At 43.6% G+C, this 24,681-nt stretch carries 24 protein-coding genes and 1 pseudogene; 1 reads left to right on the forward strand and 24 read right to left on the reverse strand.

All coding sequences use genetic code 11. The features are described 5' to 3' along the window. Nucleotides 1-25 precede the first annotated feature (25 nt). The 6 genes from MHH89_RS12995 to MHH89_RS13020 all read right to left on the reverse strand — a co-directional run bounded on the left by MHH89_RS12995 (nt 26) and on the right by MHH89_RS13020 (nt 5,533). Nucleotides 26-838 carry an ABC transporter permease gene (locus MHH89_RS12995; protein WP_076129474.1) on the reverse strand — a complete coding sequence of 271 codons (813 nt, stop codon included), beginning with the start codon at nt 836-838 and terminating at the stop codon, nt 26-28. Further along, complete coding sequence (locus tag MHH89_RS13000) at nt 835-1,686, reverse strand: ABC transporter permease (RefSeq protein WP_076129473.1); 852 nt, start codon at nt 1,684-1,686, stop codon at nt 835-837. The genes MHH89_RS12995 and MHH89_RS13000 overlap by 4 nt, the downstream gene beginning before the upstream one ends. A gap of 37 nt (nt 1,687-1,723) precedes the next feature. Beyond that, nucleotides 1,724-2,734, reverse strand: a complete 1,011-nt coding sequence (locus tag MHH89_RS13005; protein ID WP_076278390.1) for an aliphatic sulfonate ABC transporter substrate-binding protein — start codon at nt 2,732-2,734, stop codon at nt 1,724-1,726. 42 nt (nt 2,735-2,776) lie between these two features. Then, nucleotides 2,777-3,553, reverse strand: coding sequence for an ABC transporter ATP-binding protein (locus tag MHH89_RS13010; protein WP_076278391.1), 777 nt, complete (start codon nt 3,551-3,553; stop codon nt 2,777-2,779). A gap of 407 nt (nt 3,554-3,960) precedes the next feature. Continuing rightward, entirely contained in the window at nt 3,961-4,737 is a 777-nt protein-coding gene (locus tag MHH89_RS13015; protein ID WP_076278392.1) for an RNA ligase family protein, read from the reverse strand. A gap of 322 nt (nt 4,738-5,059) precedes the next feature. After that, complete coding sequence (locus tag MHH89_RS13020) at nt 5,060-5,533, reverse strand: hypothetical protein (RefSeq protein WP_076278393.1); 474 nt, start codon at nt 5,531-5,533, stop codon at nt 5,060-5,062. Between the two features lie 382 nt (nt 5,534-5,915). Here MHH89_RS13020 and MHH89_RS13025 point away from each other — a divergent pair, with 382 nt between their 5' ends. Then, entirely contained in the window at nt 5,916-7,658 is a 1,743-nt protein-coding gene (locus MHH89_RS13025) for an ABC-F family ATP-binding cassette domain-containing protein (protein WP_341087262.1), read from the forward strand. Nucleotides 7,659-7,888: 230 nt separating this feature from the next. On the opposite strand, the gene MHH89_RS13030 is transcribed toward MHH89_RS13025, so the two are convergent. From MHH89_RS13030 to accB, 18 genes and pseudogenes are all read right to left on the reverse strand, one after another. Next, nucleotides 7,889-8,608, reverse strand: coding sequence for a hypothetical protein (locus tag MHH89_RS13030; protein WP_340010802.1), 720 nt, complete (start codon nt 8,606-8,608; stop codon nt 7,889-7,891). Between the two features lie 253 nt (nt 8,609-8,861). Then, nucleotides 8,862-9,677: a sporulation transcription factor Spo0A gene (gene spo0A, locus MHH89_RS13035; RefSeq protein WP_036682806.1), complete on the reverse strand. Its 816-nt coding sequence runs from the start codon at nt 9,675-9,677 to the stop codon at nt 8,862-8,864. Between the two features lie 197 nt (nt 9,678-9,874). Beyond that, the gene (gene spoIVB, locus MHH89_RS13040) at nt 9,875-10,987 is read right to left on the reverse strand and encodes a SpoIVB peptidase (protein WP_081383394.1); all 1,113 of its coding nucleotides are present in this window, start codon (nt 10,985-10,987) and stop codon (nt 9,875-9,877) included. A gap of 138 nt (nt 10,988-11,125) precedes the next feature. Further along, nucleotides 11,126-12,853 carry a DNA repair protein RecN gene (recN, locus tag MHH89_RS13045; RefSeq protein WP_076218782.1) on the reverse strand — a complete coding sequence of 576 codons (1,728 nt, stop codon included), beginning with the start codon at nt 12,851-12,853 and terminating at the stop codon, nt 11,126-11,128. Nucleotides 12,854-12,899: 46 nt separating this feature from the next. Further along, nucleotides 12,900-13,349, reverse strand: a complete 450-nt coding sequence (ahrC, locus tag MHH89_RS13050; RefSeq protein WP_036682813.1) for a transcriptional regulator AhrC/ArgR — start codon at nt 13,347-13,349, stop codon at nt 12,900-12,902. Nucleotides 13,350-13,380: 31 nt separating this feature from the next. Beyond that, nucleotides 13,381-13,854 carry a hypothetical protein gene (locus MHH89_RS13055; protein ID WP_232061423.1) on the reverse strand — a complete coding sequence of 158 codons (474 nt, stop codon included), beginning with the start codon at nt 13,852-13,854 and terminating at the stop codon, nt 13,381-13,383. 331 nt (nt 13,855-14,185) lie between these two features. Next, nucleotides 14,186-15,088 (reverse strand): TlyA family RNA methyltransferase, encoded by a 903-nt coding sequence (locus MHH89_RS13060; RefSeq protein WP_076129653.1) that lies wholly within the window; start codon nt 15,086-15,088, stop codon nt 14,186-14,188. A gap of 45 nt (nt 15,089-15,133) precedes the next feature. After that, nucleotides 15,134-17,038, reverse strand: a complete 1,905-nt coding sequence (dxs, locus tag MHH89_RS13065; protein WP_036682816.1) for a 1-deoxy-D-xylulose-5-phosphate synthase — start codon at nt 17,036-17,038, stop codon at nt 15,134-15,136. A 99-nt stretch (nt 17,039-17,137) separates the two neighbouring features. Then, on the reverse strand, nt 17,138-18,085 hold the full coding sequence (locus MHH89_RS13070) for a polyprenyl synthetase family protein (protein ID WP_076129651.1): 948 nt from the start codon (nt 18,083-18,085) through the stop codon (nt 17,138-17,140). After that, complete coding sequence (xseB, locus tag MHH89_RS13075) at nt 18,072-18,329, reverse strand: exodeoxyribonuclease VII small subunit (RefSeq protein WP_036682818.1); 258 nt, start codon at nt 18,327-18,329, stop codon at nt 18,072-18,074. Before xseB ends, MHH89_RS13070 begins: the two co-directional genes overlap by 14 nt. Further along, nucleotides 18,307-19,687, reverse strand: a pseudogene (gene xseA / locus MHH89_RS13080) (exodeoxyribonuclease VII large subunit). The gene xseB and the pseudogene xseA overlap by 23 nt, the downstream one beginning before the upstream one ends. 11 nt (nt 19,688-19,698) lie before the next feature. Continuing rightward, nucleotides 19,699-20,556 carry a bifunctional methylenetetrahydrofolate dehydrogenase/methenyltetrahydrofolate cyclohydrolase FolD gene (gene folD / locus MHH89_RS13085; RefSeq protein ID WP_036682821.1) on the reverse strand — a complete coding sequence of 286 codons (858 nt, stop codon included), beginning with the start codon at nt 20,554-20,556 and terminating at the stop codon, nt 19,699-19,701. A gap of 42 nt (nt 20,557-20,598) precedes the next feature. Then, nucleotides 20,599-21,051 (reverse strand): transcription antitermination factor NusB, encoded by a 453-nt coding sequence (gene nusB / locus MHH89_RS13090; protein ID WP_036682824.1) that lies wholly within the window; start codon nt 21,049-21,051, stop codon nt 20,599-20,601. A 257-nt stretch (nt 21,052-21,308) separates the two neighbouring features. Next, nucleotides 21,309-21,542: a DUF2273 domain-containing protein gene (locus MHH89_RS13095; RefSeq protein ID WP_036682825.1), complete on the reverse strand. Its 234-nt coding sequence runs from the start codon at nt 21,540-21,542 to the stop codon at nt 21,309-21,311. 15 nt (nt 21,543-21,557) lie between these two features. Further along, a complete protein-coding gene (gene amaP / locus MHH89_RS13100; RefSeq protein WP_036682827.1) occupies nt 21,558-22,097 on the reverse strand; it encodes an alkaline shock response membrane anchor protein AmaP in 540 nt (179 codons plus the stop codon). A 74-nt stretch (nt 22,098-22,171) separates the two neighbouring features. Further along, nucleotides 22,172-22,588, reverse strand: a complete 417-nt coding sequence (locus MHH89_RS13105) for an Asp23/Gls24 family envelope stress response protein (protein WP_076129649.1) — start codon at nt 22,586-22,588, stop codon at nt 22,172-22,174. Between the two features lie 115 nt (nt 22,589-22,703). Beyond that, nucleotides 22,704-24,047, reverse strand: coding sequence for an acetyl-CoA carboxylase biotin carboxylase subunit (accC, locus tag MHH89_RS13110; protein ID WP_076129648.1), 1,344 nt, complete (start codon nt 24,045-24,047; stop codon nt 22,704-22,706). Nucleotides 24,048-24,101: 54 nt separating this feature from the next. Further along, nucleotides 24,102-24,611 (reverse strand): acetyl-CoA carboxylase biotin carboxyl carrier protein, encoded by a 510-nt coding sequence (accB, locus tag MHH89_RS13115; RefSeq protein WP_076098642.1) that lies wholly within the window; start codon nt 24,609-24,611, stop codon nt 24,102-24,104. Nucleotides 24,612-24,681 lie beyond the last annotated feature (70 nt).

Raw genomic sequence — 24,681 nt, forward strand, 5'->3', positions numbered from 1 at the left:
CCTGCCTTTCGAATTCTAGAGTTCGTTAACCTTTGAATGTATCACGCCAATGCAGCCATCTTCTCTCCAGCAATCGAATTGCGGAATCCGAAAGTTTTCCTATCACTGCAAAGATTGAAATTCCAACGAATACTATATCTGTTTGCGAATAAGCTCTGGCATCCTGAATCATATAGCCTATCCCCGCACTTGTTCCCATCATCTCCGCTACGACGAGTACAAGCCACGATGCACCAAGTGATAAGCGAATACCAAGTAGAATATTAGGCATTGCAGCCGGAATAATCATTTTGCTAAGCAGCTGCCATCTTGTATATTGGAAAATACGGGATACTTCAACAAGCTTGATATCAACATTACGAATTCCTAGGAAAGTGTTCAGATAAACTGGAAAAAAAGCACCTAATGAAATCATTAGTATTTTAGAAAATTCACCTACACCAAACCACAAAATGAATAACGGAATAAGGGCAAGTAATGGAATCGTTCGAAGCATCTGTAAAGATGGATCCAGTGTACGCTCTACCAACTTCCCAAGTCCTGTAGATAAGCCAAGCAGCAGTCCAGTAGCAGATCCCAATAAAAAGCCAAGCCCTGCCCGATAGGCGCTAATCCCCAGATGTCGAAACAGCTCACCGCTAGCTATTAAAGAAAAGAACTGCGCAATAATCGTAGATGGAGCAGGCAATGTCGTCGCAGAGACTAGATGGAGCGCAGCTGCCACTTCCCAAATCACCACTAGAGCTAGAGGTACAATCCAACCATGCAGTTTTTTTGGAATCCAGCTTAAACCATCGTCGTGACGCTCTATTTTATTACTGGATAGGTGATTGCTCATGATCCTTTATCTCCTCTATAACTGTCCTGCCATCTTAGCAATCTCGATTCCAACAGCTTCACTAATGAATCTGACAGTTTACCTACTACAGCAAACACGATGATCCCAACAAATACCACTGTGGTCAAAGAAAACGATCGCGCGTCATTGATTAGATAGCCAACACCTGAGCTAGAGCCCATCATCTCCGCTACGACAAGTCCAAGCCAAGCTATGCCCACAGACAAACGGATACCTAAAAAGATGTTGGGCAGTGAGGCTGGAATAATTAACTTACTCACCATCTGCCATTTACTGAATTGCAGTACTCTCCCAACATCAAACAACTTGTTGTCCACCGAACGGATCCCTAGAAATGTGTTCACGTATAATGGGAAAAATGAACCTTTGGCAATCAACAATATTTTTGAGGTTTCACCGAATCCGAACCACAAAATAAATAGTGGAGCGATTGCTAAATGGGGTAGCGTGCGCAGCATTTGCAGCGACGGATCCAGCAAACGTTCTGTTTTGTATGAAAAGCCTACCCACAAACCAGCCGCTAAGCCAAGCCCTCCCCCAATTAAGAAACCAAGCAGTGCCCGCCAAGCAGATATGCCTAAATGTTTCGCCAGCTCACCGGACGCGGTCAAGCTAACCAGTTCCCGCCATATTTCACTTGGCCTTGGCAGCAATATAGGATTTAACTTTCCCATCGCTCCGGCTATCTCCCAAATCAGGAGTAAAGCAATTGGTAAGATAAGTCCAAGCAATACATTCGTCGTTTGGATGGAAAGTCCGCGCTTCTTTACTGGATTCTTCTTATGAATTAGTGGCGAGATCACAGCTTTTTCAGCACTGAATTGCATGTAAACAACCTCTTTTCTACATCTGTGGTTTCATCCGTTACTTCAAAGGTTCCTTCAGTGCTGCTTCAATATATTGATTGTCTGTTATTTTAGAAACTTCAATCTCTTTACGGATGTTCTTAATATTAAATTGAAAATCGGCTGTCTTCTGCAATTCTTCAACAACAGCATCGCTAATTGGAATGTTGATCATCTGGGAACGTTCAAACGTACCTTCGATTACCGCTGCCGGAATGTTCCGCTCAGCTGCATATCTTTCAGTCGCTTCAGCGCGATTATCTGTCTCCCAAGCTATAGCTTTGTTGGTTACTTTTAAATAAAGCGTAACTAGTTCTGGATATTTCTCTGCGAACGCTGAACGGGAGATCACAAAAGAAGGAGATAAGACACCCAATTGCTCACCATCCGTCAAAACCTTCCCTTTACCGGTCAATGCGTTAAGAGTAATATACGGATCCCATGTAGCCCATGCATCAACGCCACCGGTTTCAAATGCAGGTTGTGCTTCATCAGGCTGTAGCTGGATAATCTCAAAATCTGCTTCTTTAAGACCTGATTCCTCAATACCGCGATAAAGGAAGTTGTAAGCATTGCTGCCTTTTGTAACAGCTATCTTCTTGCCTTTCAGATCCTCCAGTTTCTGAGCAGTACTACTACCAGGTACAAGAAGAGCAACGTTATTCGTACCTTCTAATACTTGTGAGATAATCTTAATAGGAATGCCCGCAGCTTGGGCTGCGATCACCGGCATGTTACCAAGAGTCGCTATGTCCAACTTATTAGAAGCGATCGCCTCTGTCATTGGGGGTCCACTTTGAAATTCCGTCCATTCTACTTTTACGCCCAGCTTATCAAATTCTTGCTCATACCATTTTTCCTCACGGGCTTTACCAAACATCCCCCCGCTGCCCTGCACGCCAATCTTAATGGTCACACCTTCATATTTGTTGGCGTCGTTCTTTCCCGCACTCTTTTCATTCGAAGCGCAGCCTGTTGCAAATACAGTCAAAACAAGCATAAGAAGTAGTGAATTACGAAATAATTTCATGGATCATCTCTCCCCTTTTTATAAAAAATGGACTCTCTTTATCTAGATACCAGCTCCAACATCGATTGCCGGTTCTTCTACTTTCTCAAACTCACTCAGAACCAGTCGACGTAATTCTTGGAAAGAAGTACTGGATCTTTTTCGCGGAAACGGTAAATCGATGGGAAGAATATTGCGAATATGCCCAGGTCGGGGATTCATAATGACTACCCGCTCACCCAGGAATACAGCTTCATCCAGATCATGAGTCACAAATAACATAGTCGTCTTATTGCTCTGCCAAATATCAAGAAGTACCTCTTGCAGATGTGATCTAGTAAAAGCGTCTAGTGCGCCAAAAGGTTCATCGAGCAATAATACATCCGGATTACGGAGCAACGCCCTAGCAATAGATACTCGTTGGGCCATCCCGCCTGACAGCTCACGTGGATAGGATTTCTCAAAACCCTTTAATCGTACAAGTTCAATCAATTCATCTACTTTTTTGCGAACCTCTGGATTTTTAAGCGATAAATTTGCTGCAATATTATGCTCCACCGTCAACCACGGAAAAAGTCTTGGTTCTTGAAAAATAAATCCCTTCTCAATACTCGGACCGTCGATCTGTTTGCCATTCAGTAGAACCGCGCCGCTATAGCCCGTATCCAATCCTGCCACAATTTTTAGCAAGGTACTTTTTCCGCAGCCGCTGGGACCTATAATCGTAATCAACTCGCCTTTTTTCACCTTCAGCTGAATATTGCTTAATGCGATAACATCACCTGCAGGCGCGGCGAATACTTTATTCAAATGTTCGATAACCAGTGTTTCCTCCGACACTCCATTCACCCTTTCCGATAAATTTAAACTAAACTATACTTATGTATTTAATAGGTATTCAGAGTAAAAAAATAATGAAATCCTCTGAAGAACCTTATCCGATTATTCAACTAGGTTTAATTTACATCATCTTATCAGTGACATTCCTCACATGTCAAACATTATTTGCCAAATGGGTGTATGTTTTGTGAAGTGGGGAGGTTTTGCGAATGGCAAGGACATGGTATTAGTTATAGCCGATAGGGATTTATCTAGTTGGAGTTCAAAACTGCACAAAAAAATACCGCATATTTATTGGTTTTGGACCAATGAATAAGCAGTATTTTGAGGGCTGTTCACAACCGCCATCTCTTAAGGAACCTTATGCTAAATTCTGAAAATATCAGCATTGATAATAATTCCAACTATTACTTTCTAAACGTTCTTTCATAATCTTCAAACCGTATTTTTCTAATTTGTTTACGATCCGTTGTTCTAACAATGATTCCTTCTGATTTGCCTGATGCGTCGATGCCTACTTGCGTGTTTTCGAATCTTTTTAAATAAGAATATGTACTCTCAAGAGAAGTTGGAAACTCGGAACCCTTTATGGTTTCAAGAAGTGGTGCAGACTGCAAATCAATACTTTCAATAAATCTTTTCTTCTCAATTTCATCATAAAATGGTTGATTTCCGTGATCACGCCACACCGCAATTTTCTCCTGCGATAACTCAAGAAGTCTATATAATTTATCCTTATTCAAGGAGAACACATCAAATACACGATACCCTTGAGTTTTTCTGTCAGAATAGTTCTTGGATGCTTTAGTTTTCCCTCCATAAGATTCCTGATAAATTACGGTTAATGCCCAGTCACCCTCAGGAAGGATATCTGCAATTACTTTTTCTGCTAACGGCTTAAGAAATTCCGCAATGTTCCCATAAGGATTACCAATTCTATCTCCTTTTGCATATAACAATTCTTCTCTGGAACCAATTAGATAATCAACTTCGTTATCATCATTTTTTAATAAAATGATCCTTGAATTTTCACCATCTACTTTTTCGTAAACAAAAACATCGTCTAATTCTGCGAAGCCTCTTGACTCCGTTAAAACATCATTTAACCGACCTCGTTCACCTAATTGATGATATGTAAGAATGCTTGGGTACTTTGTTAAAGAATTAATTTTCTTTAAATCCATAAACTATTCTCCCACTTTCAAATTCACTTTATATGACTCTTGTTCTTATAAACATAAACAAAGATAGCCAAGGAATATTTTACCACTGATTACGTGTTCACGTGTTATTCCTGATGGGATTGTCATAAAGAGTTCTCCTTATTTGTTTACCAATTTAACTTTGAAGATAAGTATCATCATAATCTACGTAATTACTTTGTTGAGTACGCATGAAGGTTATACGCAAAGAAGGTTCTTATATGTATTTTCAAGTGATACTCATGTAATAGAAAATCAGCAAAATAAGAATATGTAAATAGTAGTAAACACCAATAAATCTTCTTTAATAATCTGATTCAAATATTGTTTCGTTTTTATCATTTGAGAAAATAATTTTTAATTGAGCAGTCGGATTCCAAATCCTACTATCTTTTATAATTAGATATTTTCCACCTGTATATTCATACTCACGAGTCTTACTGTCAATCACCACTGAAAATGTTTTAGCATCTTTTAAAACTGGCGTATTATTAATTACAAGGCCAATTGAACCTTTCTCTAAACCACCCATAGCTATCTCATCTCGTATCATAGCCGTAGATTTAGTATAGTCAGAAGCACTACGATAAATATAAATATAGGGCAAGCTAAAAATGTAATATTCCTCGTCGTTTAGCTTTTGTATAGATACATAATCCAAATTTTCACTTTCGATAAATTGATCTAATTCTTTTTCATTGATTGCATTCCAGCTACATCCTGACAAAAAGAAGAATACACAAAAAGATAGTATTACATATCTCAAATAAAATTTCATATTCCCTCCATAATTAAATATTACACTTAGATTATTTACATCTGTAGCTATGATTCTCCTTAATAAATTCAAGCATGTACGTATCTAAAATAACAAAGGATTTACCCTACTAACTCCACTATAACATTAAATGGAATATTTTCCGCAGCTTATCTTCTACCAAGGCAATAAATTCCGAGTTGTAGCCATTAGGTATTTATAGGTTTTATGACCATAATTTATTAGTCTGTAAGATTGTATTATCAGATGATTTTGATACCTTTAATGCGAAATGATTGAAGTTGCTTGTAAACAGTGTTACTCTATCAACGGTAAACTCAAAATCTGTACTCTTCAATACATCTTATAATAGTCACTATTTTTAGTTAAGAAAGGTAACACTATGATAAAAGTTGATAACTTATCCTTCGCATTCCCGCAAAAAGAACTATATAAAAACATTTCATTTACGCTTGAAGAAGCACAACATTGCGCTTTTATAGGAACAAGCGGCAGTGGTAAAAGTACACTGATCGATATACTGATGGATCCAGAAAAATATTTGTTCGAAGGCAAGCTAGAGATGGACCCCACCTGCAAAATTGGATATGTAAGTCAGTTTTCGCAACTAGACAAATCTAAAGAAACAACCGTTTTTGAATATATAGGAGAAGAATTTATTAAGATACAAAATGAAATAACAGCGATTCTCACTGAAATGGAAACATCATCAGATATTGATTCATTACTCGAAAAGTATCAATTAGCTCTAGATGCCTTTGATTTAATGGATGGAAATGATTTTGAAAGCAATATTAATAAGAAACTAAATTTAGCCAACCTCTTGAAGCTAAAAGATGTTAGGGTATCCGACCTAAGTGGTGGGGAATTCAAGCTTATTCAAGTGATGAAGGAAATGCTGACTAGTCCAGACTTAATGATTATGGATGAGCCCGATGTATTTTTAGATTTTGAAAACCTAAATGCACTTAAAAATCTGATTAATGCTCACAAAGGAATATTGCTAGTTGTTACGCATAACCGTTATCTATTGAATCATTGTTTTAACAAAATTATACACCTTGAAAACATGGAGATCCAAGAGTTCGATGGGCGATATATTGAGTATAACTTCTCATTACTTCAGACGAAAATTGAGTTACAAGAAATCGCAGTCGCTGAACAAGAAGAAATAGAGAGATACGATAACATTATTGATAATCTTAGAGCGATCGCAACCTATAATTCAGAAGCATCTAGAGGGAGAGCGTTAAAAGCTAGGGTTAAGTTTCAAGAAAGATTGGAAGCGCGAAAAATTAAAGCGCCATTCGTTGATATTAAGCAACCAAAAATCAGTTTTGGTGTGGACAATGAATTTGAAGAAGACATCACTGTTTTAAATGTGAATAATTATAGTGTTTCCTTTGATGAGTTGATTTTAGAAAATGTTAACTTTGAGATGAAACCTACAGATAAAGTAGCCCTTATCGGTCCAAACGGTACCGGGAAAACGACTTTACTCCGAGATATCTTTAAAAATAATCATGATTCAATTGAAATAAATGCTGATATTAAAGTGGCTTATCTTTCTCAGCTTCAAGACGAAGTACTAAAGAATTCTAATACCATACTAGAAGACTTCATCGATGCCGGGTTTGCAACTTATGACGAGATTAGAGCACATCTTTCAAACTATGGCTTTGAAGGAGAAATTCTTACTCAAAAGATAGAATCTTTATCTGGTGGCGAAAAAAATATACTGCAATTGGCAAAAGTTTCTGCTAGCAAAGCAAACTTATTGCTTCTTGATGAACCGACAAGCCATTTAGACACCTATACACAAATCGCACTGGAGAAAGCCATTGAAGACTATAAAGGTGCGATTCTCATGATTTCTCATGATTTCTATTCTGTAGTAAATGGGATGGATTATGTACTAATCATTGACGAGAAGACGATTAGAAAAATGAGTATGCGAAAATTCAGAAAGATGATTTATGCCAGTCATTTTGATAAAGATTATTTAGAAAATGAACAAAATAAAAAAGCAGTTGAAATGAAAATAGAATTAGCTTTAAAAGACAATAATTTTGAACTTGCGAAAGGTATGGTTGACGAGCTAGAAGAGCTGATTAAGTTACTTTAAATTCCAACCTTCTGAATGAAAATGATTACAAGAACGATGAAATAAAATGTTGGTGGAAAAGTATCCACATTAAAGACACTGATGAATAGATCTCAGTGTCTTTTTACTGCATTGATTTTATTGATAGCTCATGCCGGGACAGTGGTTCACTTATTATTAAAAATCTTTCCCAACACATTTTTTGCCAAACCTCTCTTCATCTCTCTGGTTGATATAACTATAATGAAGTATCATGAGAAATTTTTATCAAAACAGTCTTTGGTCTCGCATATAATTTTATACCATTGATAACCATAATCCGATAAGTTTGGTAGGATCAATAATTTGTTACCACAGCGGATACAATTATTTTCTGATAAATTTCCGTTCTTGTAGTCCGCTAAGTAACCTTCTGCTAGTTCTACTTCCTTAATTATATTTTCTAGAGCAACATCGCTTATATCAAAAGGGGTCATATCTCCTCTATTTGCATAAATAGAGCGTGAAAAAGCTCCAAATCCACCAACCAGTTCGTGGTGATGGGTATTAATCCGTCCCCCACCTCTCTCAAATAATTTGATCATCGGTTCATATATATCCGGAAACTGTAATGCGATATTGTCGCGCGCATCAAGCAAAGAGCACCAGCGTAAATAATGTATACTTATTAATTTCATAAGCATAATATCAATTTTATTAAAATTCGGACACGTTTCTAAGAAAATGTCCCACTCATTTTCCTCCATCTTAAAACCTAATAACATATCCATACCTATGTATATACTTGCTGCTTCCTTAGAGATAAACTGTAAAAACACGCCGACTCTACGGTAATACTCTGCAATCAAATTAGCATCTGCTTCATATTCACCTCTAGACCTTACTTCTTCGTATCTTTTTTTTGAAATTCCAATGTATAAATTCGCATCAATATTCTTAATTCTTTCAACACCTGATTCGTAATAATTCATGAAGATTCCTCCGACTTAACTCACAAATGTAGTTCTCTATATTCTGATAGAAGAATTGGTTTATCTAACCAGCTCGCCCGATTGTTCTAAGCCCCTGCTTGAGTTTCACCATTTATAAGATGGCTAATCTTTAAATAAAAACAAAACCCAATAAACCATTTAGGTTTATCGGGCGAGATTTAAAAAAGTTTATCGGTTCAAAACAAGTTTATCGATTTTATACTGACTGTACCCCGCACTGCCCCTAACCCTTTCAACTAACCTTATGCTCAATCCGCAGCTTGTCGGCTACCATGGCAATAAATTCCGAGTTAGTAGGCTTAGATTTGGAGATATTAATCGTGTAGCCGAATAAATGGCTGATGGAGTCAATGTTGCCACGGGTCCAAGCGACTTCAATCGCATGGCGGATCGCGCGTTCTACGCGTGAAGGCGTGGTTTTGAACTTCTCAGCGATTGCTGGGTAGAGTGTCTTCGTAATCGCACCAAGGATCTCGATATTGTTATATACCATGGTGATCGCTTCACGCAGGTACTGATAGCCCTTGATATGCGCTGGGACACCGATTTCATGGATGATCGAGGTAATGTTAGCGTCGAGGTTCTTGCCCTTAGAGAGCGGCACTACATTCGATCTGGACGTCGACGAATAATTGTACATGTTGGAGGAGGAGCTCATGCTGCCTTGAGAGCCGACAAGCTGACGTACACGATTTGCCAGGACCTCCATATCGAACGGTTTCAAAATATAATAGGATGCACCAAGCTGTACAGCTCTTTGAGTGATGTTCTCCTGACCAAAAGCAGTCAGCATGATGATCTTCGGTTGAGGATTCAGATCCATATCACGTAGACGTTCCAATACACCTAGGCCGTCTAAATGCGGCATAATGATATCAAGAATAAGAACATCGGGAATTTTACGCGCTTCGCTAAGCATTTGAAGCACTTCTTCACCATTGTAGGCGATACCCGTTACGGTCATATCTTCTTGCTCAGAAATGTACTCGGAAAGCAAATTCGTAAATTCCCTGTTATCATCGGCCAACAACACTTCAATATTCTGCACTGGCTGCTTCCTCCTTAATTATATCTGCTATTCGAAAATAACATTTTTTTCTTGTCTCTTACGTTTTCGACATGGAGATCGAATTCCCTTCTGTCGAAAATTATTTTTCTTTATTTTTTTTCTGTGTTGGATTATAATTAAATATTTTATCTCAATGTTCGAGGTTCTTCGTAATCGTTCGACAAAAAATCTTAAGGCTAAACCGCCTTAAGATTTAATGAATACCTATTCTCCTGTTTGGTCACACCTGAATCTTGAAGCATCCATTCGATGAAGCACCCATAACCGGACTTAGGATCATTTACAAATACATGAGTTACGGCTCCGATGAGGCGGCCATCCTGTACGATAGGACTTCCGCTCATGCCTTGGACGATACCGCCTGTCTTATCGATAAGGCGTGGATCAGTGATCCGCAGCACCATTCCTTTAGTGGCTGGCGTTTGCTGATGTGCTACATGAATGATCTCAACCTTAAACCGCTCCACCTGCTGACCATCAACTACAGTTAGGATCTCAGCAGGACCTTCCTTGACTTGATCGCTCATCGCCACGGGGATCGGTTCTTTGTAAAGACTGTGCTCGGGATTGGAGCTCATTTTACCGAAGATGCCGAAGTCAGTATTGCTCTCCACATTTCCAAGCACTTGGCTTTCTTTCAAAAAATGCGCTCGTTTCTCGCCCGGATCGCCATCCTGGCTTTTGGATATGGAGGTGACACTGGACTGAACGATATGACCACTGCCTACAACAATTGGAGTACCGGTATTCATGTCTGTAATCACATGTCCCAAAGCTCCATATACACCTTGCTCGGGAGCATAAAAAGTTAATGTGCCGACACCCGCTGCTGAATCACGAATGTACAGGCCTAACCGCCACACTTTGTCATGAATGTCATACGCGGGCTTTAACTTAGCTGTATGCTCTTTACCTCCGCGTTTGAAGACAATGGTCAAGGGGTTATTCGCTTTACCAGCACGATCCACCAGCTTGGCCACCTTGGACAACTCGTCCAATTTCTCACCATTCATGGAGATCATCAGATCACCCGGCACTAAACCGCTGACCTCTCCTGGGGAAAGCTTAGTTTTCTCGGATACTTCAATCAGATGATGACCAACAACCAAAACACCTGCTGATTTCACTTTCACACCGATCGTTTGACCTCCCGGGATCACCTTAAGCTCGGAATGAATTCCTTGTGCAGTCACCTTGGCTGGTTCACCTTGCAGTGGTGCAGCAGAACTTAGATTTGTTCCCGTTATGCCCGATAAACTAAGAAAGAAGGCAAATAAAAGGCCTGGCATTAACTTCCTGAGGTTAGGCTTCAATGGCTGTCACGCTCCCTTTTGCTTCTTTCGCTTGACGAAAAAGGTGGTCGCCAATTGCGTACCTATAAGATAACCTTGCCCCCAGGCTTTTATTACTGTCAATCATTGCTCCGCTTAGCTTGTTGCAGCCTTACTTGCCTCGGCCAGATTAAGCATTTCCTGCGAGTGATGCAATGTTTTTTCGGTAATTTCTACGCCACCCAGCATCCGGGCCAGCTCCATTACACGTCCATCGTTCGTTAGGGATTCCACTTCAGTCATGGTTCTTCCATCCTCAACCTTTTTGCGGATTAAGTACTGATGGTCAGCCATACAAGCCACCTGCGGCAAGTGAGTAATGGAGAACACCTGACAGGTAGAGGACAGCTTAAACAGCTTATCTGCGATGGACTGAGCAGCTCTGCCGCTGACACCAGTATCCACTTCGTCAAAAATCAGAACTGGAATTGCATCATGGCGCGCAAAAATACTTTTCATTGCCAGCATAATACGCGACAGCTCACCACCAGAGGCGATTTTGCCAAGCGGTCTCAGGGGTTCGCCCGGGTTAGGGGATATCATAAATTCTGCGCTGTCTATCCCTTGTCTTGTGAGGCGAATACGCCGACCATTGTATTCGACTCCACGCGGGTCCTCCAGCCTGTCCAATTTGACCTGCAACGAGGTTCTTTCCATTTGAAGGTCTTTGAGCTCACCCTCCACTTGGGTGGCCAGATCAGCAGCACAAAGCTTTCGTGCTTCACTTAATTCCGTAGCTGCTTCCATTAATACAGACAGCAACGAATCGCGCTTCGCCGTCAGTTTCTCCAGATATTCATCTTTATTCTCAAGCAAATCAGTTTCCCGGTGAATTTGTTCATAATAAGCCAAAATCTGTTCTACACTTTCTCCATATTTACGTCGGAGTCCAGTGATCAAATCCAAACGATTCTCGATTTCTTCAAGTCGCATCGGATTGAACTCGATATTTTCCCGGTAATCACGAAGCTGAAAAGCAGCATCCTCTAGCTGGTAATATGAGGACTGCAGCTGTTCGAGCACTGTTCGCAGACCCTTCTCATCGTAACGAACTGCATCCTCAAGTCTGGAAATAACATTACCGATCGATTCCAAGCCTTGTCTGTCGTAAAGCAGCTCATATGCACCCGATACGGAATCCATCATTTTCTCACTGTGGGATAGTTTGACCCGTTCTTCGGTAAGTAATTCATCTTCTCCCGGTTTTAATCCGGCGGATGAAATTTCTTCAAGCTGAAAACGATATAAGTCAAGCATTTGGTATGCCTTCTGGCTGGATTCCTGCAGCTCTCGCAGCTCTTTCTCCACCTTCGCGAAGGCAGAATACCTTTCCTGAAAAACTGCCTTTAGCGGACCAATAATCGGTTCTCCGTATGTATCCAGCAGTCCCAGATGCCGTTCCGCCTTCAGCAAGTTCTGGTGCTCATGCTGGCCGTGTATATTAACCAGCTGCTCGCCGATCTCGCGAAGCATGGTAAGATTGACCATCTGCCCATTTACACGTGATGTACTTTTACCTTGAGAGGTAAGCTCGCGTCGTATAATAAGATGCTCCTCGCGCTGGGCCTCAATGCCAAGACGCTCCAAAGTCTCCCAAACGGGATGACCGCCGGGAAGACTGAAGAGCGCCTCCATCTCCGCTTTTTCACAACCATAACGAATGGAATCCGCAGAACCGCGGCCTCCAACAATCAATCCAAGCGCATCAATAATAATGGATTTACCTGCCCCGGTCTCCCCCGTAAGCACGTGGAAGCCAGGATAAAAATGCACATCTACCGCCTCAACGACGGCAAGATTGCGTATAGACAAGGTTTCTAACACTAATAGAGCACCTCCGAGAAGATGACAGGCATCTGATTAATTATAATTAAGAAATATAACCCATGATTTGTGAAATTACGGTCTTGCTGTCCTCAGGTAAACGGCAAATGATAAGGATTGTATCATCACCAGAAAGGGTTCCCATAATTTGCGGCCAGTCAATATTATCAATTAAAGCAGCGACAGAGTTAGCCGTACCTGGTAAACATTTCATCACCACAAGATTAGCCGAGGAATCGATCTGCACAAAATTATCCACAAGAACGCGCTTAAGCTTCTGAATGGGATTGTACCGTTGATCCGTTGGAAGTGAATATTTATATCTTCCATCATCCATGGGTACCTTGATGAGCAACAGCTCTTTTATATCTCGAGATACTGTGGCTTGAGTAACTTGAAAACCTGATTCCCGCAAGGCTTCCACAAGCTCGTCCTGTGTCTCGATATCCTTTTGTGTAATAATTTCACGAATCTTAATATGTCGTTGTCCCTTCATTGTTGCCTCCTGGTATATAAAAAATATGGACTCAGTTTGATTCTCCGTCGTCTTTGCCAAGCTTAATGACATGGATCGATGCTGTTGCTACATTAACATATAGAACGCCGCTGCATTCCGGATAGATCAGCAGGTAGGGAAGCAAGGTATCACGTAAGCCACTGCCAGTGAAATCCAAAGGCTTGCGTGGTCTGGAAAGGATAACTAAATATAAAGATCCTTCCTCTTTTGTCGCCACATAATCTATAAATAACCGGCTATACATCTGCGCCCCATTTACGTTGAAAGACAAGGGGATTTTTAATTTCCCTCCAACGACCTCATATCCTTCATCCTCAAGTATATCAATAGAGGGATGTGGAATAATCACTTTATTGAACGGAATTTGATCCTTCATAAAAGAACGCGGAGAACTCTGCAGCCATACATATATCCGATATATTATAAAAATCGATAATGCTACCCCAATAAACGCCATAACGACCTTGTCAGAGCTACCCGCCACTATCAATCACCTCGGTGATTTATTCGCGTGAAGCCCTGGTAAATCCTGCTTCTAAGCTATCTTTTTATAAGCTTTCCGCATAATTGATATTATTCGCTAATTCAGCAATTTACAATTAAAACGAGCACAGTAAATCCAAAAAAAGATTCAAAATATAAAGACCCGGATTTTATACCGGGTCTTTATTTTAATAAATTCAATCCCTTTGAGCAAATCTGCTCCCTCAATCTTAACAGATGAAGAGGAATTTTCAAGGTTGAACTCTTCAGACTTCCCGCTCAAAAAAAACACCCCGCTGACCATTTGAGGTTGACGGGGTGTTCATAAAGCTCTAACGGCGCGCGGAGTTTCCATGAGTAGAACTCACATTAAAAGTACCCGTAGCCTGCTTAATCACTTCATCAGCAAGGGATGGAAAGTCCTCCACTGGAATGACTGCTGCAACAGCAGCTGCCGGCTGTACGGATGATTCTTCGCCTTCTGCCACTTCTGGCGTCAGTCTCCAATGAGCAAGAAACTCAATATTGCCTTCCCCGCCTGTAATTGGCGAAAAAGTCAATCCATGGAGACCGAATCCTAACTCTGCAGCCATAGTCAGTACATTAATCAAAACCTCTTTATGGACAGCGGAATCACGAATCACACCTGATTTTCCAACCTTCTCACGTCCAGCCTCAAATTGCGGCTTGATGAGTGCAGCGATATCTGCTGGACGTTGCAGCAAGGCTTTGAGGGGTGGGAGAATTATTTTTAAGGATATAAAAGATACATCAATGCTGGCAAAGTCCGGAACAGGACCCTGCAAATCTGTAGGTGTCATATACCGGAAGTTCGTACGCTCCATAACGCTCACTCGCTCATCATTCCGCAGTGACCAATCCAGCTGGTTATAGCCAACATCAATGGCGTACACATGGCTTACACCATTCTGAAGCGCACAATCTGTGAAGCCGCCAGTGGAAGCACCAATGTCCAGCATGTTCCGACCGGTAAGATCAATATTAAATTGGCGAAGAGCCTTCTCCAGCTTTAGGCCTCCACGACTGACATACGGATGCACAGAGCCTTTAACCTTAAGGGTAGACTCCCGCGAGACCTTCATGCCAGCTTTTTCAATACGTTCCTCATCCGCGAGCACCAACCCTGCCATAATAGCAGCTTTAGCTTTCTCCCGGCTTTCATAAAAACCTTGCTCCACAAGCAGTACATCAATCCGTTCTTTACGGTGTTCCATGGTCATCTCCCGATCGTTCAAGGGTTACTAATTTCCGGCTTCCACTTAGGAAGACGAAGTCGTTTTGTAATTATAAGCACTTAGAGCCATCATGGACTTGATACGTGCACATAACGCTTCTACGGTAAGACCTGTTTGCTGACGTTGTTCTTTAATGGAGCCATGCTCCACGAAGATGTCGGGCACACCCATCAGATGTACACGAGCGTCATAAATTTCATGCTCCGCGTAGAACTCCAATACCGCACTGCCGAGACTTCCCGCTTGGCAAGCCTCTTCAATAACAACCATATTGGTTCCAGCATGAGCCAAATCCAGAAGCATGGAATTATCAAGCGGCTTCAGGAAACGCGCATTCACAACGCCCACCTGAATCCCTTCCCGCTTCAGCAAATCAGCGGCTTCTTCAGCCACTTGAACCATAGGACCACATGCCACTACAGCATATCCTTCTCCTGTACGCAGTCGTTCCCATGATCCTATAGGAAGGGTATGCAGTTCAGCGTCCATTGCCACACCTGTTCCATTAATACGCGGATAGCGGTAAGCAATTGGACCGTCATTATATTCAAGTGCCGTCTTCATCATATGACGCAGCTCATTTTCGTCTTTTGGCATCATCATAACCATATTAGGGATATGGCGCATAAAAGCAACATCGTACACACCCTGATGAGTCTCACCATCCGCACCCACAAATCCAGCACGGTCAATGGCGAACATAACATTGGCATTATGGCGGCAAATATCATGGACGATCTGATCATAGGCACGCTGCATGAAGGTAGAATACACGGCGTATACCGGCTTCATCCCTTCCATAGCCAAAGCTGCACACAAGGTTGCTGCATGCTGCTCTGCAATCCCCACGTCAATCATACGATCCGGGAATTCCTTCGCAAAAGGAAACAAACCTGAACCGCCTGGCATCGCAGGGGTAACTGCAATCAGACGCGAATCTTCACGTCCTAGCTCAATCAGTGTACTACCAAATACTTCGGTGTACATTGGAGGACCTACAGCTTTAAGTGCCTGACCTGACTCAATTTTGTAAGGGGAAATAGCATGCGATTTATAAAAATCAGTCTCAGCCGGTTTATAGCCCTTGCCTTTGGTCGTCAGCACATGCACAAGCACAGGACCCGCCACGTTATCTGCTTGATGGAAGGTGTCGATCATTTTCTCCAGATCATGTCCATCCACTGGCCCAAGATACGTAAAGCCAAGCTCTTCAAACAATACTCCAGGAACCATCATATATTTAAGACTGTTTTTTAATTGTTCAGCGGTTTTCGCTAATCGTCCACCGATGGCCGGAATCTTCTTAAGCAGCCCTTCAACCTCGTCTTTGGCACGCAAATAATGACGGTCCGAACGAATTTTGCTTAAATAATTGTGCATCGCCCCTACATTCGGAGCAATCGACATTTCATTATCGTTCAAAATAACCATCAGCTTACGCTTCTCATGGCCAATGTGGTTAAGCGCTTCAAAAGCCATCCCGCCGGTAAGCGCACCGTCACCAATCACGGCAATCACCTTGTTGTCTTCGCCTTTTAGATCACGAGCCATAGCCATCCCCATCGCTGCCGACAAAGAGGTGCTGCTATGTCCAGCCTCCCACACATCATGTTCGCTTTCAGAGCGCTTAACAAAGCCGCACAATCCCTGATATTTGCGCAGGGTATCAAAGCGATCTTGACGGCCGGTCAGTATTTTGTGGACATAGGCTTGGTGGCCAACGTCGTAGATCATTTTGTCACGAGGACTGTTGTAGCAATAATGTAAGGCCAGCGTGAGCTCCACCACCCCCAGATTAGAACCGAGGTGCCCGCCGGTTGCTGTAAGCTTCTCAATCAGAAATCGTCGAATCTCCTCTGCTAGAGTAGTTAATTCTTCGACTGACAGTGATTTCAGTTGTTGTGGATCATTTATTTGTGGAAGCAGCACGAATAGTTCCCCGCTTTCCTAGATGTTGTAAAATATATAAAAACCATTATAACACAAACGAAACGGCTGTCGAAATACAGCCGCTTCGAAAGTTCATACTTAGTGATCACGTGCCATTAAATAATCTGCAATTTCCAGCAGGCGCTGGTTGTCGTAAAAACCGCCATTCAGCACAGCATTTCGGGCTGCTTCTGTAAGCTGCTTCACCTCAGCACGAGATTCCTCCAACCCAATAAAATAAGGGTAGGTTACCTTCTGCTGCTTGATATCGCTGCCTGTTTTTTTGCCAAGCTTTCCTTCATCACCAACCAAATCAAGAATATCATCCTGGATTTGAAAAGCTAGTCCGATGCTTGTACCAAAATCACGCAGAGCTTCAAGCTGCTTCTCTGTTGCCCCTGCGATACGTCCGCCGGCTAACAACGAAAAGATAATTAAATCTCCGGTTTTATGCAGATGAATATACTTCAACTGCGCAAGATCTGTTAGTCCTTGCTCGCCTTCCATATCTGCAATCTGACCGCCGACCATGCCGCGTGGACCTGCCATTTCCGCCAGATCCTCCACTATGGATAAAACATTATCAGCAGGAATGCCAAATTTACGGGAGGCTTGTACCACACTATAAAAAGCATGGGTCAAAAGCGCATCACCCGCAAGAATAGCTGATGCTTCACCAAAGACTTTATGATTCGTCAGCTTGCCGCGCCGATAATCATCATTATCCATGGCAGGCAGATCATCATGAATCAACGAGTAGGTATGTACCATCTCAATCGCGGCTGCAACAGGCAAGGCTGCTTCACGGCTGCCTCCCAGTGATTCACAAGCAGCGATCACAAGCAGCGGCCGGAGGCGTTTGCCCCCTGCCATTAGCGAATACTTCATCGCTTGCTGTAAATTTTCTGGAACCGTCCACGCTGCGGGAAGAATAGTCTCAAGCTCATGTGAGAGCAAATCACTTATCGATGCGATGTAATCCTCCAGCGGCTGCCGCATGCTTTCACTTGCGGAGCTTCCCTCCAGATCATTCTCAAAGCGATTCATCGGCGTCCCCTTCCAGACGTGCACCAAACGGCTTTTTGCGCAGTTCTCCGTCCTCTTGGGTAATCATTTCGATCTTACGCTCTACTTGTTCCAGCTTGCTGCCGCAAAGCTGCGACAGCTTCATGCCCTGCTGAAATAAATCGATGGCCTTCTCCAGAGGAACGTCGCCGTGTTCAAGCTCACGAACGATTTCCTCCAGTCGGTCCATAGCGCCTTCAAAATCAAGTTCCGCTTCCTTCGTCATCGTCTTTGCCATCCTCCTTCATCCCCCATACTTGGCAGTTCAGCTGTCCGTCATTCATCTTTATCACCACAAGATCGCCAAGCTGCACCTCGGTCAGCGATTTGATTAAATGTTCTTCCGCCTCGTCATACACTAAGCTGTAGCCTCGCGACATAACTTTTAGCGGGCTCAGCGCATCCAGGTGACGAATCTCTGCCACATAGCGAGATCGCTTCTCCTGCAAACGAGCCTGCATAGCGCCTATTAACTCACGGCGCATACTGTCCGTGCGCTGACGTGCTGCGGAAACACTGTCGCGCGGATGGAACCGCTGCAGACTGTGATGCAGCACCGCCTTGCGCTCGCGGGAACGGCTGAGCCGTGCATCCGCTAAGCGCTGGAGCCGCTCACGCAGCATGTCCAGCCGCTGCGTGTGCTGAATCAGCGTGCGGCGCGGCCCTGCCAGCGCCAGCGAGCGCTGCAGCACCGAGTGGCGCTCGCGTCCACGCTGGGCGCGTTGTTGCAGCGCCTGGCGCAGCCGCTGCTGCAGCTGGCGAAGCTGCGCAGCTAGCTCATGCGGCGTGAGGCACGGCCAGCTCAGCGGCCGCTGTGGGCGTAGCCGCGCGGAGGTCGGCGGCGAAATCGGCAATCGTGAAATCGGTCTCGTGGCCGACGGCCGAGATGACCGGAATCCTTGATGCCGATATCGCTCGCGCGACTTCCTCCTCGTTGAACGCCCACAGCTCCTCCAGCGAACCGCCGCCGCGGCCGACGATAAGCACGTCGGCTTCACCCATGGCGTTCAGCGCACCAATCGCCTTCACTATCGAAGGCGCAGCGCCTTTGCCTTGCACCAGTACGGGATAGATTACAATAGCTACCTGCGGAAACCGCCGCTGAAGCGTAATCACAATATCTCGTACAGCTGCTCCTGTTGGGGAAGTAATCACACCAATACACTTCGGAAACCGCGGCAACGAACGCTTGCGAGCTTCTGCAAAAAGGCCTTCTTTTTCAAGCTTGCTCTTCAGCTGCTCATAGGCCAGATATAAACTGCCAATCCCATCAGGCTGCATATGTGTGGCGTAGAACTGATATTGCCCATCCCGTTCATAAACGGTCACATTACCTCTGGCAATTACCCGAGCGCCTTCTTTCGGAATAAAGGGTAGCCGCTGGTTATGAGAAGCGAACATAATCGCTTTAATGCGGCTGCTCTCGTCCTTAAGTGTGAAATACATATGCCCGCTGCCATGATGTGTAAAGTTGGAAATCTCTCCGCGAATCCACACATCCGAAAGTAAATTATCCGAGTCTAGCTTCATGCGGATATAACGGTTGAGTTCTTTGATCGAATAAACCTGCCGCTCTGCCGCCATGAATCTTACCCCTATTCCAGGCCGTGACGGCGTTTAGCCGCAATCAGCGTGTTGCTCATCAGCATTGTAATAGTCATCGGACCAACCCCGCCTGGAACAGGCGTGATGTATCCGGCAACTTCTTTTGCACTTTCATAATCAACGTCACCTGCGAGTTTACCGTTATCCAGACGGTTCATGCCCACATCAATGACAACAGCACCCGGCTTCACATAGGAAGCATCAATGAAATTAGCTCGTCCGATCGCTACAACCAAAATATCCGCTTGACGGCTAATCTCTTGCATATTAGCTGTACGGGAATGGCACATAGTTACGGTAGCATTTTCGCGTTGCAACAAGAGGGAAACTGGCTTTCCTACAATATTGCTACGACCAATTACAACGGCATGTTTACCTGCCATACCTGTTCCTGTACGTTTGATCAGTTCGATTACTCCTGCAGGAGTACATGGAAGAAGACTGTCGGCACCGATGACCAGGTTGCCTACATTGACAGGGTGAAAGCCGTCTACATCCTTTTCCACGGAGATTGCATCAATAACAGCCTTCTCCTCGATATGCTTAGGCAATGGGAGTTGAACCAGAATTCCGTCGATATCATCGCGTCCGTTTAGCTCTGCTACCAGTGCCAGAAGTTCTTCTTGAGAAGTGGATTCATCCAATTTATGCACTTCCGAATGGAATCCTAAGCTGATACAAGATTTCTCCTTATTGCGAACATAAACCTGAGATCCCGGGTCTTCACCTACTAGAATAACAGCCAAACCGGGCTTTACGCCGCGTTTCGCCAGTTCAGCAACCTCTTGGGCAATGCTAATACGAATTTCCTCGGATACTTGTTTACCACTGATGATTGCTGCTGTCATGTTAGTCTCTCCCCTTTTATATACTTTACTATGGTTTATAAATTAAGAATGGTCAGCTTTAATAGTATCTATCTCTTGGATCATCTTGCCGAGTACTCCGTTAACAAACTTCCCGGAATCATCCGTTCCAAAATGCTTGGCCAAATCGATCGCTTCATTCACCGCAACCTTCGCAGGCACATCATTGGCGAACACCATTTCATACGCTGCTAAACGTAGAATCTGACGATCCACACGTGACAGACGGCTCATTTGCCAGCCCTTCAGGTAATGTTCAAGTATATCGTCGATCGCTACCTTGTGCTCCCATACCCCATTCACATGCTCTACCACATAGTGTTTAAGCTGAATCTCGTCCGTGATTACACGTTCGGTTTCATTCTCTTCTGAGGCTTCCTCGAGCAGCATTTCTACAGCTTCCGCGCTTTCCACATCGTTCATTTCCATCTGATACAGGCTTTGGACAATAATCTCTCTAGCTATACGTCTTTTCATGTGTTCCTCCTAAAATCTTATATCGCATTAAAATATTCACTTGTACTGCAACAACGTCTACGACCCAAATATCGCTTCACACTTATTCATTCTTTCCCTATTCCTGTGAGGATTATTGCACAAAGCGAAGATACCTTCAGAGGAAGCTCGCAAATATACCTATCCCTTGTCGCAAAAAAACCGCAAAGCCTTTCTTCCGGGGGCAACGGACAACACAAACTTACGGTTTCCTGCTCCGGGAAAAAGACTATCGCGGTTCACTTAAAGGGACGCCAGCGTCCGGATAATCGCGAAACCAACTCCTGCCATTGAAACAGGGGCGCTTGCGCGGTATCCTTTCTTTTGCCGAGCGTATATCCGATGAACACTACCAGTGCAAAGAACAGCATATCCCAAAAACCGCAAATTAAATAAATCAAACCCAGACCAATGCCGAAAGTCACTCCGGCGATTCTACCCCCGTGACTTTCCCATACTTCTTTCCAAGACATAAGGGAAACTCACCTCTATTCCACTCGACTTTTGAAGCTTGGAGACTGCGTGAGGTTAGCAATATATACAGACACATCAGCAACCGGAATGCCGGTTGTCTCCTGCACGAAATCATGCACCTGACGTTGTACTTCTGTGGTAAGCAGCGGTAATGAATGCTCACCGTCCACTACTGCACGAATTGTAATTTCAAGGCCAGCCTGCGAGACACGAATACGTGACTTGAGATCTCTGATTCCCTTCACTTTACCGGCAGCCTTAAGACTCAGATTCTCAATAGTTTCCATTGAAATCTGGATATCCCCATACTCTGTACGCTGATCGACCGAAGGCAATGAAGCGCGATCACGGCGCAGAGAGATGTAGAAAAATCGGATGCTCAGAAGGAACAAGACAACTGCTACTATTATTGCTGTAATATAAGCTGCTGGTCCATTCTCAATCTCCAAAGTTCTAGGAATCGCACCGCTTAAGAGGAGGATGGCAATAACAGATAGTATTCCGATACTTAAGCTGTAGACAAACAGCAAAAGTCTGTCCAAAATTTTTGCCACGAGTCTCATAACCTCCTTAAATTAGAGTAAACCCTCGACTTTGCTGTCGGGGGTTTATGGAAGAACGATGACTGCTATTTCACACGAAGAATCGTTTCTGTTTCTTCGTTCTTGTCTACAGTGTTGTTGTTCTTGAATTGCACATCATGAATATGCACATTCACTTCCACAACAGTCAGACCAGTCATAGTCTCGATGGAGCGCTTAACATTACGTTGAATTTCAGCAGCCACTTCAGGAAGGCGATTGCCATATTCAATAATTACAGAAACATCCACCGCAGCTTCACGTTGTCCAACCTCTACTTTAACTCCTTTGGACAGATTCTTACGTCCAAGAAGTTCAACAATACCACCGGCGAATCCGCCGCTCATACCTGCTACACCTTTAACCTCAACGGTCGCCAGACCTGCAATAACCTCGATTACTTCAGGAGCAATCTGGATTTCACCGATTTCCGTCCGTTCGTATTCTGTCGGCAATGTACTCATTTTAGACTTCACACCTTTCAAGAAAGATTGTTCATGATTTCAAGCGTAAAGCACGTCTCTTATTAAACATACTATATCATTTGACGAACTTTATGACAAACAAACCGAAGTCGTCCTAAATTTCATACTCTTCAAGAAACTTAATGTCAAAGTTACCATCCAAAAATACAGGATGCTCCAACAGTTTCTGATGGAAAGGGATGGTGGTATGAATGCCTTCCACGGCGAATTCAGCCAAGGCGCGCTTCATCTTCGCAACCGCTTCTTGACGTGTAGGAGCCCATACAATCAGTTTTGCAATCATAGAATCATAGAAAGGGGAAATCGTATATCCTGGGTACGCCGCACTATCCACACGAACGCCAAGGCCTCCTGGTGGCAAATAAAAGCCGATTTTTCCTGGTGAAGGCATGAAATTACGCTCAGGATCTTCAGCATTTATACGGCATTCAATGGACCAGCCATTAATCACGATATCTTCCTGAGTGAATGACAGCGGATTGCCTTCTGCTACAGAGATCATTTCCTTAATCAAATCCACACCTGTAACCATTTCTGTTACTGGATGTTCAACCTGAATACGGGTATTCATCTCCATGAAGTAGAACTGTCCATCCGGTCCAAGCAGGAATTCAAGTGTTCCGGCTCCCGAATAATTCACGGCAAGTGCTGCTCGAACTGCTGCATTACCCATTGCTTCACGAATTTCCGGTGTGAGCACTGAACAAGGTGCCTCTTCAATCAGCTTTTGGCGACGACGCTGCACGGAGCAGTCCCGTTCACCTAAATGCACTACATTGCCATGTTTATCTGCAATAATCTGAATCTCCACGTGCTTCATTCCTGTTAGGAATTTCTCCAGATATACACCAGCGTTACCAAACGCCTTTTGTGCTTCCTGTTGTGCAGCAGTAATCTGCTTCACTAAAGATTCCTCGTCCTCAGCAATCCGTATTCCCTTACCTCCGCCACCTGCAGTCGCCTTAACGATGATTGGGTACCCAATATCGCGGCCCAGCATGACAGCTTCCTCTACATCGCCTACAAGACCATCTGAGCCCGGGATAATCGGAACTCCAGCCAGTTTCATGGTTTCCTTCGCCACAGCCTTATCACCCATACGGTTTATGGCATCTGGAGAAGGTCCTATGAAGATAATATTGCAAGATTCACAAATCTCTGCAAAATCCGCATTTTCAGCTAAAAATCCATAGCCAGGATGGATGGCATCACATTCCGTTAAGGTGGCTACACTCATAATATTTGTAAAGTTCAGATAGCTGTCCTTGGCCGGCATCGGACCGATGCAGTAAGCTTCATCAGCCAACCGGACATGCAGTGAATCCCGGTCGGGTTCCGAATAGACCGCGACGGTGGAAATGCCCAGCTCACGGCAGGCCCTAATAATGCGGACCGCGATTTCGCCGCGGTTGGCAATCAACACTTTTTGAATGTTCATGCGTTTCCTCCCAAAGTTTTGCGAAGCTTCCGCTCCTTAAGTAGTCTGCGGTATTTATTCCGGTTTAACCAAGAATAGTGGTTGACCGTATTCTACAAGCTGACCGTTCTCAGCAAGCACAGACACGATTTCACCTTTGATCTCCGCTTCCAGCTCATTCATCAGTTTCATCGCCTCAATAATGCAAACCGTTGATTTTTCACTTACACGGTCTCCAACATTAACAAACGAAGGCGTTTCCGGAGAAGCGGCACTATAAAAGGTCCCCACCATTGGAGACACAATTTTATGTAGTTTGCCTTCTGCAGCTGCTTGTGGCTGCTGCGCTGGAGGAACTTCACCTACTACCGGATAGGATACTTGCGGTACGCTCTGCGGCTGCGGGGCAGGCGTAAAGGGATAGGCAGCATAAGGAGTCGCCTGTACTGCTGTTCCATCAGCTTCAGGGCGATCCGGTTTGCGAATTGCAAGCTTCATTCCTTCGCTTTCGATCTCCAACTCATGTACAGAGGAGGTCTGGTCCAGCAATTTAATCAATTCCTTAATTTCGCTCAACTTGAACATATATCAGTTCACTCCTTCAGCTTTCTCTCGAAGCCACTTCTTAAGCGGACAAGATAACTTTATGTATTAT

The organism is Paenibacillus sp. FSL H7-0323, from assembly GCF_038002725.1.
In the GTDB taxonomy this organism is placed as follows: Bacteria; Bacillota; Bacilli; order Paenibacillales; family Paenibacillaceae; genus Paenibacillus_AQ; species Paenibacillus_AQ odorifer.

Bases quoted from the DNA above. Each gene is read 5' to 3' on its own strand.
- xseB (WP_036682818.1), bottom strand. From the start codon at position 18,329: ATGACGAAGGAAGCGGAACTTGATTTTGAAGGCGCTATGGACCGACTG.
- MHH89_RS13020 (WP_076278393.1), bottom strand. From the start codon at position 5,533: ATGAAATTTTATTTGAGATATGTAATACTATCTTTTTGTGTATTCTTC.
- MHH89_RS13000 (WP_076129473.1), bottom strand. From the start codon at position 1,686: ATGCAATTCAGTGCTGAAAAAGCTGTGATCTCGCCACTAATTCATAAG.
- nusB (WP_036682824.1), bottom strand. From the start codon at position 21,051: ATGAAAAGACGTATAGCTAGAGAGATTATTGTCCAAAGCCTGTATCAG.
- MHH89_RS12995 (WP_076129474.1), bottom strand. From the start codon at position 838: ATGAGCAATCACCTATCCAGTAATAAAATAGAGCGTCACGACGATGGT.
- MHH89_RS13095 (WP_036682825.1), bottom strand. From the start codon at position 21,542: ATGTCTTGGAAAGAAGTATGGGAAAGTCACGGGGGTAGAATCGCCGGA.
- ahrC (WP_036682813.1), bottom strand. From the start codon at position 13,349: ATGAAGGGACAACGACATATTAAGATTCGTGAAATTATTACACAAAAG.
- MHH89_RS13060 (WP_076129653.1), bottom strand. From the start codon at position 15,088: ATGGAACACCGTAAAGAACGGATTGATGTACTGCTTGTGGAGCAAGGT.
- accC (WP_076129648.1), bottom strand. From the start codon at position 24,047: ATGAACATTCAAAAAGTGTTGATTGCCAACCGCGGCGAAATCGCGGTC.
- MHH89_RS13105 (WP_076129649.1), bottom strand. From the start codon at position 22,588: ATGAGTACATTGCCGACAGAATACGAACGGACGGAAATCGGTGAAATC.
- MHH89_RS13025 (WP_341087262.1), top strand. From the start codon at position 5,916: ATGATAAAAGTTGATAACTTATCCTTCGCATTCCCGCAAAAAGAACTA.
- MHH89_RS13030 (WP_340010802.1), bottom strand. From the start codon at position 8,608: ATGAATTATTACGAATCAGGTGTTGAAAGAATTAAGAATATTGATGCG.
- MHH89_RS13015 (WP_076278392.1), bottom strand. From the start codon at position 4,737: ATGGATTTAAAGAAAATTAATTCTTTAACAAAGTACCCAAGCATTCTT.
- folD (WP_036682821.1), bottom strand. From the start codon at position 20,556: ATGACAGCAGCAATCATCAGTGGTAAACAAGTATCCGAGGAAATTCGT.
- spoIVB (WP_081383394.1), bottom strand. From the start codon at position 10,987: ATGCCAGGCCTTTTATTTGCCTTCTTTCTTAGTTTATCGGGCATAACG.
- MHH89_RS13005 (WP_076278390.1), bottom strand. From the start codon at position 2,734: ATGAAATTATTTCGTAATTCACTACTTCTTATGCTTGTTTTGACTGTA.
- accB (WP_076098642.1), bottom strand. From the start codon at position 24,611: ATGTTCAAGTTGAGCGAAATTAAGGAATTGATTAAATTGCTGGACCAG.
- MHH89_RS13070 (WP_076129651.1), bottom strand. From the start codon at position 18,085: ATGAATCGCTTTGAGAATGATCTGGAGGGAAGCTCCGCAAGTGAAAGC.